This is a genomic window from Cloacibacterium normanense, from assembly GCF_003860565.1.
Classification (GTDB): Bacteria; Bacteroidota; Bacteroidia; order Flavobacteriales; family Weeksellaceae; genus Cloacibacterium; species Cloacibacterium normanense.
The window spans coordinates 2723621-2739329 of sequence record NZ_CP034157.1 but is presented as its reverse complement, the minus strand read 5'-3'; the positions used below and the strand labels follow the sequence as shown (position 1 = coordinate 2739329).

Below are 15709 nucleotides of genomic sequence, written 5' to 3'. Positions count from 1 at the left end.
AAATTAACCGTTAAACACTTTAGTTAAAGAAATTCCTCTCATTCTTGCAATTTCTTCTGGTCTTCTGATATCTAACAATGCTTTGAAAGTTGCCTTTACCACATTGTGAGGGTTAGAAGAACCTTTAGATTTTGAAAGTACATCATGTACTCCTGCAGATTCTAGTACCGCTCTTACCGCACCTCCTGCGATTAATCCTGTACCGTGAGAAGCTGGTCTTAAGAAGATATCAGCACCACCGTATCTAGCAGAAGTTTGGTGAGGGATTGTATGATTCATTACAGGAACTTTCACTAAATTTTTCTTAGCATCTTCTACTGCTTTAGCAATAGCAGAAGCAACTTCTTTAGATTTACCTAAACCGAAACCGATTACACCGTCTTCATTACCTACTACTACGATTGCAGAAAATCCGAAAGCTCTACCTCCTTTGGTTACTTTAGTTACTCTGTTTACGGCAACTAGACGATCTTTAAGTTCTAGACCACCTGGTTTTACTCTTTCTATATTATCTAATCCTAACATAATTTTTTAATTTTTAAAATTTCAAACCACCTTCTCTAGCACCGTCTGCAAGAGCTTTTACTCTACCGTGATATACGAAACCGTTTCTATCAAAAACTACTTTTTCAAATCCAGCAGCTAAAGCTTTTTCAGCAATTTTCTTCCCTACTGCAGTTGCAACTTCAGTTTTAGTTCCATTAGCATCTACTCCTTTCTCTCTAGAAGAAGCAGCTACTAAAGTTTTACCTTCTTTATCGTCAATTAATTGAGCGTAGATTTCTTTGTTACTCTTGTAAACAGAAAGTCTTGGCGCTGAAGAAGTTCCAGAGATTTTGCCTCTTACTCTTCTTTTAATTCTATCTCTTTTTTGTACTTTTGTTAATGCCATTGTCTTAATTTTTAAGCAGATTTACCAGCTTTACGTCTAATTATTTCACCAACGAATTTCACACCTTTACCTTTGTATGGTTCTGGTTTTCTGAATGAGCGAATTTTAGCAGCCACCATTCCCAATAATTGTTTGTCATAAGAAGACAAAGTGATGATTGGGTTTTTACCTTTTTCTGTTAAAGTATCAATAGTAATTTCACTTGGAAGTTCTAATACGATACCGTGAGAGAAACCTAGAGCTAATTCTAGTTTTTGACCAGAGTGAGATGCTCTATAACCTACCCCTACTAATTCTAATTTTTTGGTGAAACCTTCAGAGGTTCCCACCACCATATTATTGATTAACGCTCTATAAAGACCGTGTAATGCTTTATGATTTTTAGCTTCAGATGGTCTGTTTACAGTGATTTTACCATCTTCTTGCTCAAGAGTAATTCCGCCTGTAATTTCTTGAGAAAGTTCTCCTTTAGGACCTTTCACAGTTACTACATTATCGTTTACAGTAACTGTAACACCTGCAGGAATTTCTATAATTGATTTACCAATTCTTGACATTTCTTCCTAATTTTTACAATTAATAAACATAGCAGATTACTTCGCCACCTACTTTTTCTTCTCTGGCTTTCTTATCAGTCATTACTCCCTTAGAAGTAGAGATGATAGCTACACCTAAACCGTTTAATACTCTTGGTAATTCTTCTGTACCAGCGTATTTTCTCAAACCTGGTCTAGAAGCTCTTTGGATAGACTTAATAGCCGGTTTGTTAGTTTGCTTATCATATTTCAAAGCGATTTTGATAGTCCCTTGAACAGCGTTATCTTCAAACTTGTAGTTTAAGATGTAACCTTGATCAAATAAGATTTTCGTAATCTCCTTTTTGATTTTTGATGCAGGAATTTCCACCACTTTGTGGCCTGCGCTTTGTGCGTTCCTTACTCTAGTTAGGAAATCTGAAATTGGATCTGTTACCATTTTTTTATTTTAAATTATTATTGGTGAATGATATTCAGTATTGCAGATGGCTTTTAATTTTGAGGCTAAAAGCCATAAGCAACTTAAATATCTTGATTAAAAACTAATTGTTACCAACTTGCTTTTTTAACTCCCGGAATAAGACCATTGTTAGCCATTTCTCTGAAAGTAACTCTCGAAATACCGAAAGTTCTCATGTAACCTCTTGGTCTTCCTGTTAATTTACATCTGTTGTGTAATCTTACAGGAGAAGCGTTTTTAGGTAATTTCTGAAGTGCTTCATAATCACCTGCTTCTTTTAGGGCAGCTCTTTTAGCAGCATATTTAGCAACTAGTGCTTCTCTTTTGCGCTCACGCGCTTTCATTGATTCTTTTGCCATTTCTTAGTTCTTTTTAAACGGTAAACCGAAATGAGTTAATAATGCTTTTGCTTCTTTGTCAGTTTTAGCAGTAGTAACGAAAGTGATGTCCATCCCTTGGATTTTTTTCACTTTGTCGATCACGATTTCTGGGAAGATAATTTGCTCAGTAATCCCTAAGTTGTAATTACCTCTACCATCGAAACCATCGGCTTTGATACCGTTAAAATCTCTAATTCTTGGTAAAGCAGATGAAGTAAGTCTATCTAAAAATTCGTACATTTTTTCTGCTCTAAGCGTTACTCTTGCACCAACTGGCATACCTTTTCTTAATTTGAAAGCTGCCTCGTCTTTTTTAGATAAAGTTCCTACTGCTTTTTGACCAGTGATAGCTGTAAGTTCTTCTACTGCATAGTCTACGATTTTTTTGTCTGCAGTTGCAGCACCTAAACCTTGAGACACAACAATTTTTTCTAATTTAGGTACTTGCATGATAGATTTGTACCCAAATTCTTCCATCATTGCTGGAACAATTTTTTCTGTATATAATTTTTTGGGTCTTGCTACGTATTCCATAATTAGATTTCTTTACCTGTTGTTTTAGCAATTCTTACTTTTTTATCACCTTCTAATTTATACGCTACTTTAGTAGCTTTTCCGTTTGCATCTACTAGAGATACATTAGAAATATTAATAGATGCTTCTTTTTCTACGATTCCGCCTTGAGGATTAGATGCAGATGGTTTTACGTGTTTTTTAACAACGTTTACACCTGCTACGATAACTCTAGCATCAGCGTTTTCTTTCTTAATCACTTCTAGAACTTCACCTTTACTACCTTTGTTTTTACCAGTAGTAACGATTACGTTATCTCCTCTTTTTATTTTAACTTTTGCCATTTTTTCTAAAATTTTTAAAATTATAATACTTCAGGAGCTAATGAAATGATTTTCATATATTCTTTGTCTCTCAATTCACGAGCAACTGGCCCGAAAACACGAGTTCCTCTCATTTCTCCAGCAGCATTTAGAAGAACGCAAGCATTGTCGTCAAATTTGATGTATGAACCATCTTTTCTTCTAACTGCTTTTTTAGTTCTTACGATAACTGCTTTAGATACTTGTCCTTTTTTTGCATTTCCTGATGGAGTAGAATCTTTGATAGTAACTACGATTTTATCACCTACAGAAGCATATCTTCTTCTAGTTCCACCTAGAACTCTGATTACTAGTACTTCTTTTGCACCAGTGTTATCAGCAACTTTTAATCTTGATTCGGTTTGTAACATTACTTAGCTCTTTCAATTATACTTACTAATCTCCATCTTTTATTTTTGCTCAAAGGTCTAGTTTCTGTAATTAAAACTTTGTCTCCTTCGTTGCACTCATTGTTTTCATCGTGAGCGGTATATTTTTTCGTTTTTAATACGAATTTACCATACATTGGATGTTTCATTCTCATCGTTTCACTAACTACAATGGTTTTTTCCATTTTATTGCTAGAAACGATTCCGATTCTTTCTTTTCTTAAATTTCTTTCCATGATAAAATGAAATTATTGTTTGTTAGTTAACTCAGTTTCAAGTCTTGCGATTGTTCTTCTTAAATCTCTGATTTGAATAGGATTTTCAATCGGGCTAATTCTGTGCGCTAATTTCATTTTAGTGTAATCAGCTTTAAGAGCAGCTAATTGATTTTTAATATCTCCTGCGCTTAGATTTTTGATGTCAGCTTTTTTCATTTTTCAAAGATTATTGAGGTTGAACAAAATCGTTAGCTACTACAAATTTGGTAACTATTGGAAGTTTCTGAGCTGCAAGTCTTAACGCCTCTTTAGCTATTTCATAAGGAACTCCACCTACTTCAAACATAATTTTACCAGGTTTTACTACAGCTACCCAATATTCTACAGCACCTTTACCTTTACCCATCCTTACTTCGGCTGGTTTTTTAGTAATAGGCTTATCTGGGAATATTTTAATCCATAGTTGACCTTCTCTTTTCATATATCTTGTAGCAGCGATACGCGCAGCTTCAATTTGTCTTGCAGTGATCCAAGCACCGTCTATAGCTTTAATTCCGAAAGTTCCATACGCTAATTGAGATCCTCTTTGCGCATTTCCCTTCATTTTCATTTTATGAACACGACGGAATTTCGTTCTTTTTGGTTGTAACATGTTTTCTAATTTAGATTTTAGATTTCAGATTTTAGATTTTAGATTTTAAAAAAGTAACGGTAATTTAAAACTTAAAATTTCAATCTAAAATTTTAATTATTTTCTGTCTCTTTTTTTACCAGCTGGTGCTTTTTTCTGTTGACCAACAAGTGGAGATAATTCTCTCTTGCCGTACACTTCACCTTTCATGATCCAAACTTTCACTCCTAGCTTACCGTACTGAGTAAGTGCTTCACCAATGTGATAATCGATATCTGCTCTGAAAGTAGACAATGGGATTCTTCCTTCTTTGAAAGATTCGCTTCTTGCCATTTCAGCTCCGTTTAATCTACCAGAGATTTGAACTTTGATACCTTCTGCACCCATTCTCATAGTGCTGGTCATAGCCATTTTAACAGCTCTTCTGTAAGAGATTCTGTTTTCAATCTGTTTTGCAATACTTTCTGCAACTAGAATTGCGTCTAGTTCTGGTCTTTTGATTTCGAAGATATTGATTTGGATGTCTTTATCAGTAATCTTTTTCAATTCTTCTTTTAGTTTATCAACTTCTTGACCACCTTTACCGATGATAAGACCTGGTCTTGCAGTAGTGATTGTTACTGTTACTAATTTTAGGGTTCTCTCGATGTAGATTCTAGAGATACCACCTTTAGATAATCTAGCTTCAAGGTATCTTCTGATTTTGTAGTCTTCTGCGATTCTGTCTCCATAATCGTTTCCACCAAACCAGTTAGAATCCCATCCTCTGATGATTCCTAATCTATTACCAATTGGATTTGTCTTCTGTCCCATACCTTTGATTATTGATTATCTTGTTTGTTACCTAATACTAATGTTACGTGATTAGATCTTTTTCTAATTCTGTAACCTCTACCTTGTGGTGCAGGTCTTAATCTCTTAAGTTGTCTTGCACTATCCACATAAATTTCTTTTACAAAAAGATTAGCAGCTTCTATATCAGCACCTTCGTTTTTAGTTTGCCAGTTAGCAATAGCCGAAAGTAAAAGTTTTTCTAACTTGTTAGAAGCATCTTTTTTAGAATATTTAAGGATATATAGGGCTTTATCTACGTTTTCTCCACGGATGATATCAGCAACGAGTCTCATTTTTCTTGGAGAAGACGGACAATTGTTTAATGAAGCTTTTACAACGTCTTTGTTAGCTTCTTTTCTTGCGATTGCGCTATCTTGTTTTCTTGATCCCATGATTATCTGCTACCTTTATTTTTGTTACCAGAGTGTCCTCTGAAAGATCTCGTTGGAGAAAATTCGCCTAACTTATGTCCTACCATGTTTTCAGTTACATAAACTGGGATAAAAGATTTCCCGTTGTGTACTGCGATAGTTTGACCTACCATGTCTGGAGAAATCATTGATGCTCTAGACCATGTTTTGATAACTGTCTTCTTATTTTGTTCTATGTTTGCCTGAACCTTCTTTTCTAAATGATGTGCGATGAAAGGTCCTTTCTTAAGTGATCTTGCCATAATTATTTTCTTTTAGATACGATGTAACGGTTAGACACTTTGTTTTTCTTTCTAGTCTTGTAACCTTTAGCTGGTTTACCGTTTCTAGATCTTGGGTGACCACCAGAAGATCTACCTTCACCACCTCCCATTGGGTGATCTACAGGGTTCATAGCTACAGCTCTTGTTCTTGGTCTCTTACCTAACCATCTGCTTCTACCTGCTTTACCAGAAACGGTAAGTTGGTGATCTGAGTTAGATACTGAGCCAATCATAGCCATACATTCTACTAAAATCATTCTAGATTCTCCTGAAGGCAATTTAATGATTGCATATTTACCATCTCTAGAAGTTAATTGCGCAGAAGAACCTGCACTTCTAGCAAGGATAGCTCCTTGTCCTGGTCTTAGTTCGATGCAAGAAATCACAGTACCTAATGGTATGTTTTTCAATTTCATTGCATTTCCTACTTCAGGTTCTACATTATCTCCAGAAACTACAGTTTGACCTACTTTAATACCGTTTGGAGCAACGATGTATCTCTTTTCTCCATCTGTGTATTCTACTAAAGCGATAAACGCAGTTCTGTTTGGATCATACTCCACAGATAAAACAGTAGCAGCTACATCAAATTTATTTCTTTTGAAATCGATGATTCTGTACTTTTTCTTGTGTCCACCTCCGGTATAACGCATGGTCATTTTACCAGTGTTATTTCTACCTCCTTTTTTAGAAAGCCCTACAGTTAGAGACTTCTCAGGTTTGTTGGTAGTAATTTCTTCAAAATTGTTTACAATTCTGAATCTCTGTCCTGGGGTGATAGGTTTTAATTTTCTAACAGACATTACTATTAATTATATAAAATTATTAATTTGTTGCAAAAATATCAATGGTTTCGCCTTCTACAAGTTGAACCAAAGCTTTCTTCAATTTATTGGTTTTACCAACTTGAAGTCCTTTTTTAGTGTATTTCGAAGAAACTTTAGGAGCATAAATCATTGTTCTTACGTCTTCTACCTTTACACTATAAGCAGCTTCTACAGCTTGTTTGATTTGGATTTTATTAGCTTTAGTATCTACTAAAAACGTATAAACTCCGCTCAATTCTGACTGGCTGTTTGCTTTTTCTGAAATGATTGGTTTAATGATAACTGACATGACTTATTTTCTTAAATTTTCTTGAAATTTTTCTACAGCACCTTCGAAGAATACTACTTCACCAGCATTAACTAAGTCATAAGAAGAAATCTCATTATAAGTTAAAACTTTTACTTTCGGTAAGTTTCTTGAAGATAAATATACGTTCTTGTTTGTTTCAGCAAGCACGAATAATGCTTTTTTGCCTTCCAAACCTAATGCATTAAATACATTGATGAAATCTTTAGTTTTAGGAGCAGCAAATGTTACTTCTTCTAATACTTTAATAGAGTTTTCTCTCATTTTTTGAGAAAGAACAGATTTCTTAGCTAATCTTTTTAATGCTTTATTTAATTTGAATCTGTAATCTCTTGGCTTAGGACCGAATACTCTACCCCCACCTTTGAAAGTTGGAGATTTAATATCACCATATCTAGCCGAACCAGATCCTTTTTGTTTTTTAAGTTTTCTAGTAGAAGCAGTAATTTCGCTTCTTTCTTTAGACTTATGAGTCCCTTGTCTTTGAGCAGCAAGGTATTGTTTCACTTCTAAGTAAACCGCGTGCTGATTTGGCTCAATTCCGAAGATAGCTTCGTCTAGTTGAACTTTTCTTCCGGTTTCTTTTCCTGATGTATTTAATACTACTAGTTCCATTTCTTGATAATTACATAAGAATTTTTAGCTCCCGGAACAGCACCTTTTACTACTAAAAGATTTTGTTCTGTATCTACTTTTAACACTTGAAGGTTTTGAACAGTTACCTGTTTTCCTCCCATTCTACCAGCCATTCTAAGTCCTTTGAAAACTCTAGAAGGGTCAGAACCCGCACCGATTGAACCTGGAGCTCTTAATCTGTTGTGCTGACCGTGGGTAGCTTGCATTACACCACCAAAGTTATGTCTTTTAACAACCCCTTGGAAACCTTTACCTTTAGAAGTACCTGTTACGTCTACATATTCACCTTCGTTGAACATGTCTACGATTACTTGATCTCCTACTTTCACTTCGTGTTCGAATTCATTTCTGAATTCCACGATTTTCGCCTTTGGCGTAGAACCAGCCTTTTTGAAATGACCAGCTAACGCTTTAGATACGTTCTTCTCACTCTTGTCATCGAAACCTAGTTGCACCGCTTTATAACCGTCAACTTCTTCGGTTCTGACCTGTAAAACCGCGCATGGACCAGCTTGAATAACTGTACAAGGGATATTCTTCCCTTCTTCGTTAAACAAAGATGTCATACCGATTTTTTTACCAATAATACCTGACATTATTAATATATTATACTTAAATTGTTTATTATAACTCCCTATTCTAGAGGAATTTAGTAATATCTACGTCTGAAATAGGCATACTTCTTCCCTAAAATGAGTGTGCAAATGTAAGAATATTTTTTGAACTGACAAACAGTAAGTTAAAATTATTTTCTATTTTAATCCATTCATGTTCAGTCACTCGTGAAATCATAAACTTATAATTATTCTATCATAAAGATTAATTAAAATATGATGTTTGTAATTAGGAAAAGGAAGTCCTTTTAATGCTTATTTTTTTGCTATAAATTTAAAATTGCTGTCAAATCGCATATTTTCGACACTTAATTTACTTTCATAACCGTTTTGAAAGCCGTATTTTTGCAAAATAAATTTAATCCTTTCTAAAAATGAATCATTCAGTATACGTAATCACCTCTTCTGCACAAAGCGGAAAATCTATTGTAAGTCTTGGATTAATGCAAATGCTGAAACGCACCACTCCTAATGTGGCGTTTTTTAAGCCTCTTATCGAAAATAAAAATGTAGTAGACAATCATATAGATACTATTTTATCTCACTTTAATGTTAACATGAATTATGAGGATGCTTACTCATATTCTAGAAGTGAGTTTACCGAACATCAAAATCAAGGAAAAATCAATGAGGTTTATGATACCATCATCGAGAAATATAAAAATTTAGAAAATGAATTTGATTTTGTATTGGTAGAAGGAAGTGATTTTACAGAAGAAGGTTCTGTTTTTGAAATAGATTTCAATGGTTCTATTGCCAAAAATTTAGGAATCCCAGTTTTATTAGTGGTAAAAGACAGTTTCGAAACCGTTCCTGAATTGGTAAATAATGTGATTGCAGAAGTCAATTCATTCTTAGAAAAAGACGTTAATATAATAGGAGTAATTGTTAATCGTTGCGAAAAAGAACAAAGAGAAGTACAAAAACTCATCAACAAAGAAATTAAAAAAGGGATTTTCGTAGCCGTTATTCCAAACAATCCAGAATTAGGAAAACCATCTATCCGCGAAATCATCAATCATATTAGAGGTCATGTTTTATTCGGGAAAGAAAAACTAGACAACATTGCGAAAACTACAGTTATTGGAGCGATGCAATTAGCGAATTTTTTACCGAGAATTACACCAGACAGCCTTTGTATTATGCCAGGAGATAGAAGCGACCTGATTGTAGGAACTTCTTTGGCGAATATTTCACCGAAATATCCTAATATTTCAGGTATTGTTTTAATCGGTGGTTTCACGCCAGAAAGATCTATTATCAACTTAATGCTCGACAATCAAAAACCTATTCCGATTATCACCACTAATCTCGGAACTTTTGAAGCAGCATCTGTAATTTCTAGAATTAAGCCAAAAATTTACGCCGAAAATAAATCAAAAATAAAATTAAGTATTGACTTGTTTGAAAGTTCTGTAGACGTAGAAGAACTCAATACCAAAATAAACTCTGTGAAAACAGAAAGTCTCACCCCGAGAATGTTCCAATACAATCTCTTGAGCAATGCTAAAAAAATTCAAAAGCACATTGTTTTACCAGAGGGCAATGACGATAGAATTCTAACCGCTGCATCTCAAATTGCAGAAGACAAAGTGGCAAAAATTACCATTTTAGGCGACCCTGAAAAAGTAAAATCCAGAGTAGCGCAACTCGGATTAAACTGGGACGAAAGTAGAATTTCTATCGTAGACCCTCACAACAGTGAATTCTACGAAGATTACGCCAATACTTTATACGAATTAAGAAAATCAAAAGGTCTAGAATTGACATCTGCGCAAGATTTAATGCTAGATGCTTCTTACTTTGGCACTATGATGGTACACAAAGGTCATGCAGACGGAATGGTTTCTGGTGCTGTAAATACTACAGCTCACACCATAAAACCTGCTTTACAATTCGTAAAAACAAAACCAGGTTTCAAAACCGTTTCTTCAGTATTTTTCATGCTGTTAGATGACAGAGTTTTGGTTTACGGAGATTGTGCCATTGTACCAAATCCTAATCCTGAACAATTAGCAGAAATCGCGATTTCTTCTGCAGATTCTGCCAAAACATTTGGTATAGAAACACCTAAAGTGGCGATGCTTTCTTATTCTTCTGGAACATCTGGAAGCGGCGAAGAAGTAGAAAAAGTGAGAAAAGCTACAGAAATTGTAAAATCTCTTCGTCCTGACATTTTAGTAGAAGGACCTATTCAATATGACGCTGCAGTAGATCCAATCGTTGGTAAAAGCAAATTGCCAAACTCACCAGTTGCAGGACAAGCCAATGTTCTTATTTTCCCAGACTTGAATACAGGAAACAACACTTACAAAGCGGTTCAAAGAGAAACTGGTGCATTAGCAGTTGGCCCAATGTTACAAGGTTTAAACAAACCGATTAACGATTTAAGTCGTGGTGCTACCATTGAAGATATTTACAACACCGTAATTATTACAGCGATACAATCTACTAACAATTAAACCTCATATTTAGACAGCTCGTCTTTGCAGCCCGACTTGAGTGGAGCTCTTTTTATTTTTTGAATGTAAAAAGCTTTGGCAAAAAATAAAAAAGCGGGAACGGAAGGCGGAAAAGCTGCCCAAATTAAAAATTTTAAAAAATTATTACATGAATATATTAGTTATTAATGCAGGAAGCTCATCTCTGAAATACCAAATCATCAATATTCTTTCACAACAAGTTTTGGCTAAAGGTTTAGCAGAACGTATCGGAATTGAAGGGGGCAGAATCAAACATCAATATGCAACGAATGAAGGTTTTGGCGAATATATTTTAGAAGAAAATTTACCAGAACATGCTACAGCTTTCGAAGCGATTACCGGTTTATTAACTCATCCAGATTTTGGAGTTATCGAAAATCCAGAAAGCATCAAAGCGATTGGTCACAGAGTAGTTCACGGTGGTGAAAAATTCACAAAAACGCAAATCATCACTCCAGAAGTGAAAGAAGCGATAAAAACTTTGATTCCATTGGCTCCACTTCATAATCCGGCAAACTTAATTGGGATAGAAGCTTCTGAAAAATTCTTTCCGAATGCAGTTCAGGTAGCAGTTTTTGATACAGCGTTTTTCGCTACACTTCCAGAACACGCTTACCGATATGCTATTCCTAAAAAATTCTATACAGATAATAGCATTAGAGTGTATGGTTTCCATGGAACAAGCCACAAATTTGTATACAATGAAGCCAAAAAAATTCTTAAAAATGACCACTTGAAAGCCATTACCATTCACTTAGGAAACGGCGCAAGTATGGCTGCAGTAAATGAAAACGGAGAAAGCATAGATACGACTTTAGGTTTCGGGCCACTTTGTGGATTGGCGATGGGAACCAGAAGTGGCGATATAGATCCTTCTGTGATTTTTTACATGGTAGAAGAATTAGGCTTTTCTTTACAAGAGGTGAAAAACATATTGAATAAAGAAAGTGGAATGCTTGGTTTAGGCGGAAGCAGCGATGCAAGAGACATCAACGAAAAATGTGAACAAGGCGATGCTGATGCAAAACTGACTTTAGAATTATACACTTACAGAATTAAAAAATACATCGGTTCTTATTTTGCAGCGTTGAATGGAATCGACACGATTATTTTCACGGCTGGTTTAGGAGAAAATGATGCGGTGGTAAGAAGTTGGTCTTGTAAAAATTTAGAAGCGCTTGGTATAAAACTAGACGAAGAAGCGAATGTGAAATTTAATCACACCAAAGTTCCTGTAGAAATTCAAGCGCCTGAAAGCAAGGTGAAAATTCTGATTATTCCTACTAATGAAGAACTGGAAATCGCTCAACAAACGTATGAATTGATAAAGTAAAATAGGCAAAGAAGTGAATATAAAAAATCAGACTCTAATGTCTGATTTTTTTTTTAAATATTACATTTCATTATCAATTTCTTTATGAATTTTTTCATTTCTTAATTTATGTTCATGATTATCTTCTGCGGCATCTATGGAATGTGATAGATGAATATTGTTATCTTGCTCTGCCAATTCTGATAATTTTTCGTAATATTTATGAAGTTTATCTAATTCTTTTTCTGTTAAATCTTCTATATCAACTATTCTGTTACTGGCTTTTTCGTGTGCTGCTATAAGTTCATTTAGTTTTATCTGAATAGCTTTTGAATCTTTATTCTGAGCTTTTTGAATCAAAAAAACCATCAAAAAAGTCACAATGGTAGTTCCAGTATTGATTACCATTTGCCAAGTTTCTGAAAATTTAAAGATTGGTCCAGTAAAAGCCCAAATTAAAACCAATAAAGAGGCGCCTATAAAAGCTCCAGCACTACCAGTAAAAGCAGTTGCCCAATCTGCAAACTGATCAAAAAGATTTTTATTATTATTCATAATATTTTTTTTACAAATTTTACAAAAAATAAGGATATGACTTTTTAAATATTAAATTTTTAATTTATAAAATTATTATATAAAAAACCTCCCAAACAAAATTGTTTGGGAGGTTATTATCATAGCAAAGTGATAAATTATCACACTTTGATTTCTACGTCTACACCTGAAGGTAACTCTAATTTCATTAGAGCATCTACAGTTTTAGAAGAAGAAGAATAGATATCCATCAATCTCTTATGAGCAGAAAGTTGGAACTGTTCTCTTGCTTTCTTGTTTACGTGTGGTGATCTAAGAACTGTAAAGATTCTTTTGTGAGTTGGTAATGGAATAGGTCCGTTTACCACAGCACCAGTAGCTTTTACAGTTTTCACGATTTTCTCAGCAGACTTATCTACTAAATTGTAATCGTAAGACTTAAGTTTTATTCTGATTCTTTGTGACATTTTCTAATTTTTTAAAGATTAACCTCTTGCTTTAGCAATTACTTCTTCTGCAATGTTTTGTGGAGCTGGTTCGTATCTCTCGAACTCCATAGAAGAAGTAGCTCTACCAGAAGATAAAGTTCTAAGCGAAGTAACATAACCAAACATTTCAGATAGTGGAACGAAAGCTTTGATAACTTTAGCATTATTTCTATCATCCATACCGTTTACAGTACCTCTTCTTCTGTTAAGGTCTCCTACGATATCTCCCATATACTCTTCAGGTGTAACTACCTCAAGTTTCATGATAGGCTCCATAATTACAGCTTTAGCAGCTTTACCAGAAGCTTTGAAACCCATTTTAGCAGCTAATTCGAAAGATAATTGGTCAGAGTCTACTGCGTGGAAAGATCCATCTTTAAGGGTTACTTTCATAGATTCTACTTCGAAACCAGCCAATGGACCGTTTTTCATAGATTCTTTGAAACCTTTTTCAACTGAAGGGATAAATTCTCTAGGAATGTTACCACCTTTAATTTCGTTGATGAATTCTAAACCAGTTTTACCTTCGTCTGCAGGACCAATTTCGAATACGATATCTGCGAACTTACCTCTACCTCCTGATTGTTTTTTGTAAACTTCTCTATGGTTAGCAACTTGAGTAAGTGCTTCTTTGTATTCTACTTGTGGTTGACCTTGGTTAACCTCTACTTTAAATTCTCTTCTCATACGGTCAACGATGATATCAAGGTGAAGTTCTCCCATCCCTGAAATAATAGTTTGACCTGAAGCTTCATCAGTTTTCACAGTAAATGTAGGATCTTCTTCTGCTAATTTAGCAAGAGCGTTACCCATTTTATCTTGGTCTGCTTTAGTTTTAGGTTCTACAGCGATACCAATTACTGGATCTGGGAAAATCATAGATTCAAGAACGATTGGTGCTTTTTCATCAGAAAGAGTATCTCCCGTTTTGATATCTTTGAAACCTACTGCTGCACCGATATCTCCAGCTTCGATAAATTCTACTGGATTTTGCTTGTTAGCGTGCATTTGGTAGATTCTAGAAATTCTTTCTTTGTTTCCAGATCTTGTATTTAGAACATAAGAACCAGCATCTAGTCTTCCTGAATAAGCTCTAAAGAATGCTAATCTACCTACGAATGGGTCAGTAGCAATTTTGAAAGCTAATGCAGCGAAAGGCTCTTTTACGTCTGGTTTTCTAATGATTTCAGCATCAGTTCTAGGGTCAGTTCCTTTGATATCATCCTTATCTAGTGGAGAAGGAAGATATTTACAAACTGCATCTAGCATGAACTGAACTCCTTTATTTTTGAATGAAGAACCACAAGTCATAGGAATGATAGATAAATCAATAGTTGCAGCTCTAAGTGCAGCATTGATTTCTTCTTCAGTAATAGAATCTGGATCTTCAAAGAATTTTTCCATTAGAGTTTCATCGTAATCAGCTACTGCTTCTACTAATTTTTCTCTATATTCCATTACCTCATCTTTCATATCTTCAGGAATTGGGACTACATCAAAAGTTGCTCCTTGTCCTGCTTCATCCCAGATGATAGCTCTGTTCTTAATTAAGTCTACTACACCTTTGAAATCTTCTTCAGCACCGATTGGTAAAACGATTGGAACTGCATTAGAACCTAACATTTCTTTAACTTGTTTTACAACGTTTAAGAAATCAGCTCCTTGTCTGTCCATTTTGTTTACGAATCCCATTCTAGCAACTTTGTAGTTATCAGCCAATCTCCAGTTGGTTTCTGACTGAGGCTCTACACCGTCTACTGCTGAGAATAAGAATACAAGACCATCTAATACTCTAAGAGATCTGTTTACTTCTACTGTGAAGTCTACGTGTCCTGGGGTATCTATGATATTGAAGTGGTAAGGTTTAGTTTCAGGAAGTGTTTTCCCTTGATCTGTTGGGAAATTCCAGCTACATGTAGTAGCAGCAGAAGTAATGGTAATACCTCTTTCTGCTTCTTGTTCCATCCAGTCCATTGTAGCAGCACCTTCGTGTACTTCTCCAATTTTGTGAGTTTTACCTGTATAGAAAAGAATACGCTCTGTAGTGGTAGTTTTACCGGCATCAATGTGCGCAGCAATCCCAATATTTCTTGTGTATTTAAGATCTCTACTCATTTCTTAATTAAAATTTAAAGTGAGAGAAAGCTTTGTTAGCTTCTGCCATTTTGTGAGTATCAGTTTTCTTCTTGAAAGCAGCACCTTCTTCTCTAGAAGCAGCGATAACTTCTGCAGCTAATTTCTGAGCCATAGACTTATCGTTTCTAGCAGTAGCATACTTAATTAACCATTTCATTGCCATAGAAATTTTTCTATCAGCTCTGATTGGCATAGGAATTTGGAAGTTTGCACCACCAATTCTTCTTGATCTTACTTCTACGTGAGGCATTACGTTAGTTAATGCATCTTTCCAGATTTCAAGAGAAGATTTTTCGTTATCTCCTTTTTTAGCTTCTACGATATCTAATGCATCATAGAAAATTCTGAAAGCGATAGATTTTTTACCATCTACCATTAGATTATTTACAAATCTTGTTACCAATTGATCATTAAACTTTGGATCTGGTAACAACGGTCTCTTTTTTGCTTTTGTTTTTCTCAT

General features: G+C 34.8%; 24 protein-coding genes. 2 read left to right on the top strand and 22 right to left on the bottom strand.

The genetic code is table 11. The features are described from left to right. Positions 1–3: 3 nt before the first annotated feature. The 18 genes from rpsE to rplC form a co-directional block, all read right to left on the bottom strand. A complete protein-coding gene (gene rpsE, locus EB819_RS12610) occupies positions 4–525 on the bottom strand; it encodes a 30S ribosomal protein S5 (protein WP_069800916.1) in 522 nt (173 codons plus the stop codon). A 13-nt stretch (positions 526–538) separates the two neighbouring features. Beyond that, a complete protein-coding gene (rplR, locus tag EB819_RS12605) occupies positions 539–892 on the bottom strand; it encodes a 50S ribosomal protein L18 (protein ID WP_069800914.1) in 354 nt (117 codons plus the stop codon). An 11-nt stretch (positions 893–903) separates the two neighbouring features. After that, positions 904–1449: a 50S ribosomal protein L6 gene (gene rplF / locus EB819_RS12600; RefSeq protein WP_069800912.1), complete on the bottom strand. Its 546-nt coding sequence runs from the start codon at positions 1447–1449 to the stop codon at positions 904–906. A 19-nt stretch (positions 1450–1468) separates the two neighbouring features. Further along, positions 1469–1867 (bottom strand): 30S ribosomal protein S8, encoded by a 399-nt coding sequence (rpsH, locus tag EB819_RS12595; protein ID WP_069800910.1) that lies wholly within the window; start codon positions 1865–1867, stop codon positions 1469–1471. Positions 1868–1977: 110 nt separating this feature from the next. Further along, the gene (rpsN, locus tag EB819_RS12590) at positions 1978–2247 is read right to left on the bottom strand and encodes a 30S ribosomal protein S14 (RefSeq protein WP_069800908.1); all 270 of its coding nucleotides are present in this window, start codon (positions 2245–2247) and stop codon (positions 1978–1980) included. A 3-nt stretch (positions 2248–2250) separates the two neighbouring features. Beyond that, the gene (rplE, locus tag EB819_RS12585; RefSeq protein ID WP_069800905.1) at positions 2251–2802 is read right to left on the bottom strand and encodes a 50S ribosomal protein L5; all 552 of its coding nucleotides are present in this window, start codon (positions 2800–2802) and stop codon (positions 2251–2253) included. A 2-nt stretch (positions 2803–2804) separates the two neighbouring features. Next, entirely contained in the window at positions 2805–3125 is a 321-nt protein-coding gene (gene rplX, locus EB819_RS12580; protein WP_069800903.1) for a 50S ribosomal protein L24, read from the bottom strand. Between the two features lie 20 nt (positions 3126–3145). Further along, on the bottom strand, positions 3146–3514 hold the full coding sequence (rplN, locus tag EB819_RS12575) for a 50S ribosomal protein L14 (RefSeq protein WP_069800901.1): 369 nt from the start codon (positions 3512–3514) through the stop codon (positions 3146–3148). Then, positions 3514–3771, bottom strand: a complete 258-nt coding sequence (rpsQ, locus tag EB819_RS12570; RefSeq protein ID WP_074650956.1) for a 30S ribosomal protein S17 — start codon at positions 3769–3771, stop codon at positions 3514–3516. The genes rplN and rpsQ overlap by 1 nt, the downstream gene beginning before the upstream one ends. A gap of 9 nt (positions 3772–3780) precedes the next feature. Continuing rightward, entirely contained in the window at positions 3781–3966 is a 186-nt protein-coding gene (gene rpmC / locus EB819_RS12565) for a 50S ribosomal protein L29 (RefSeq protein WP_069800897.1), read from the bottom strand. A gap of 10 nt (positions 3967–3976) precedes the next feature. Then, positions 3977–4402 (bottom strand): 50S ribosomal protein L16, encoded by a 426-nt coding sequence (rplP, locus tag EB819_RS12560; RefSeq protein WP_069800895.1) that lies wholly within the window; start codon positions 4400–4402, stop codon positions 3977–3979. A gap of 96 nt (positions 4403–4498) precedes the next feature. Then, complete coding sequence (gene rpsC, locus EB819_RS12555) at positions 4499–5194, bottom strand: 30S ribosomal protein S3 (protein WP_069800893.1); 696 nt, start codon at positions 5192–5194, stop codon at positions 4499–4501. A gap of 8 nt (positions 5195–5202) precedes the next feature. Further along, complete coding sequence (gene rplV, locus EB819_RS12550; protein WP_069800891.1) at positions 5203–5607, bottom strand: 50S ribosomal protein L22; 405 nt, start codon at positions 5605–5607, stop codon at positions 5203–5205. A gap of 2 nt (positions 5608–5609) precedes the next feature. Then, a complete protein-coding gene (gene rpsS / locus EB819_RS12545) occupies positions 5610–5888 on the bottom strand; it encodes a 30S ribosomal protein S19 (RefSeq protein WP_069800889.1) in 279 nt (92 codons plus the stop codon). Positions 5889–5890: 2 nt separating this feature from the next. Beyond that, positions 5891–6712 (bottom strand): 50S ribosomal protein L2, encoded by an 822-nt coding sequence (gene rplB / locus EB819_RS12540; protein ID WP_069800887.1) that lies wholly within the window; start codon positions 6710–6712, stop codon positions 5891–5893. A gap of 22 nt (positions 6713–6734) precedes the next feature. Continuing rightward, on the bottom strand, positions 6735–7025 hold the full coding sequence (gene rplW, locus EB819_RS12535) for a 50S ribosomal protein L23 (RefSeq protein ID WP_069800885.1): 291 nt from the start codon (positions 7023–7025) through the stop codon (positions 6735–6737). A 3-nt stretch (positions 7026–7028) separates the two neighbouring features. Then, positions 7029–7658: a 50S ribosomal protein L4 gene (gene rplD, locus EB819_RS12530; protein WP_069800882.1), complete on the bottom strand. Its 630-nt coding sequence runs from the start codon at positions 7656–7658 to the stop codon at positions 7029–7031. Continuing rightward, positions 7649–8275, bottom strand: coding sequence for a 50S ribosomal protein L3 (gene rplC, locus EB819_RS12525; protein ID WP_069800880.1), 627 nt, complete (start codon positions 8273–8275; stop codon positions 7649–7651). The genes rplD and rplC overlap by 10 nt, the downstream gene beginning before the upstream one ends. A 392-nt stretch (positions 8276–8667) precedes the next feature. Between rplC and pta the strand changes: the two genes are divergently transcribed. Then, positions 8668–10755, top strand: a complete 2088-nt coding sequence (gene pta, locus EB819_RS12520; protein WP_124878772.1) for a phosphate acetyltransferase — start codon at positions 8668–8670, stop codon at positions 10753–10755. Between the two features lie 148 nt (positions 10756–10903). Continuing rightward, complete coding sequence (locus tag EB819_RS12515) at positions 10904–12109, top strand: acetate/propionate family kinase (RefSeq protein WP_069800876.1); 1206 nt, start codon at positions 10904–10906, stop codon at positions 12107–12109. A gap of 60 nt (positions 12110–12169) precedes the next feature. Here EB819_RS12515 and EB819_RS12510 read toward each other — a convergent pair whose 3' ends face one another. The 4 genes from EB819_RS12510 to rpsG form a co-directional block, all read right to left on the bottom strand. After that, positions 12170–12643 carry a low affinity iron permease family protein gene (locus EB819_RS12510; protein ID WP_069800874.1) on the bottom strand — a complete coding sequence of 158 codons (474 nt, stop codon included), beginning with the start codon at positions 12641–12643 and terminating at the stop codon, positions 12170–12172. 140 nt (positions 12644–12783) lie between these two features. Next, a complete protein-coding gene (gene rpsJ, locus EB819_RS12505) occupies positions 12784–13089 on the bottom strand; it encodes a 30S ribosomal protein S10 (protein WP_069800872.1) in 306 nt (101 codons plus the stop codon). 18 nt (positions 13090–13107) lie between these two features. Next, complete coding sequence (fusA, locus tag EB819_RS12500; RefSeq protein ID WP_069800870.1) at positions 13108–15225, bottom strand: elongation factor G; 2118 nt, start codon at positions 15223–15225, stop codon at positions 13108–13110. 7 nt (positions 15226–15232) lie between these two features. Continuing rightward, positions 15233–15709, bottom strand: coding sequence for a 30S ribosomal protein S7 (rpsG, locus tag EB819_RS12495; protein WP_069800868.1), 477 nt, complete (start codon positions 15707–15709; stop codon positions 15233–15235).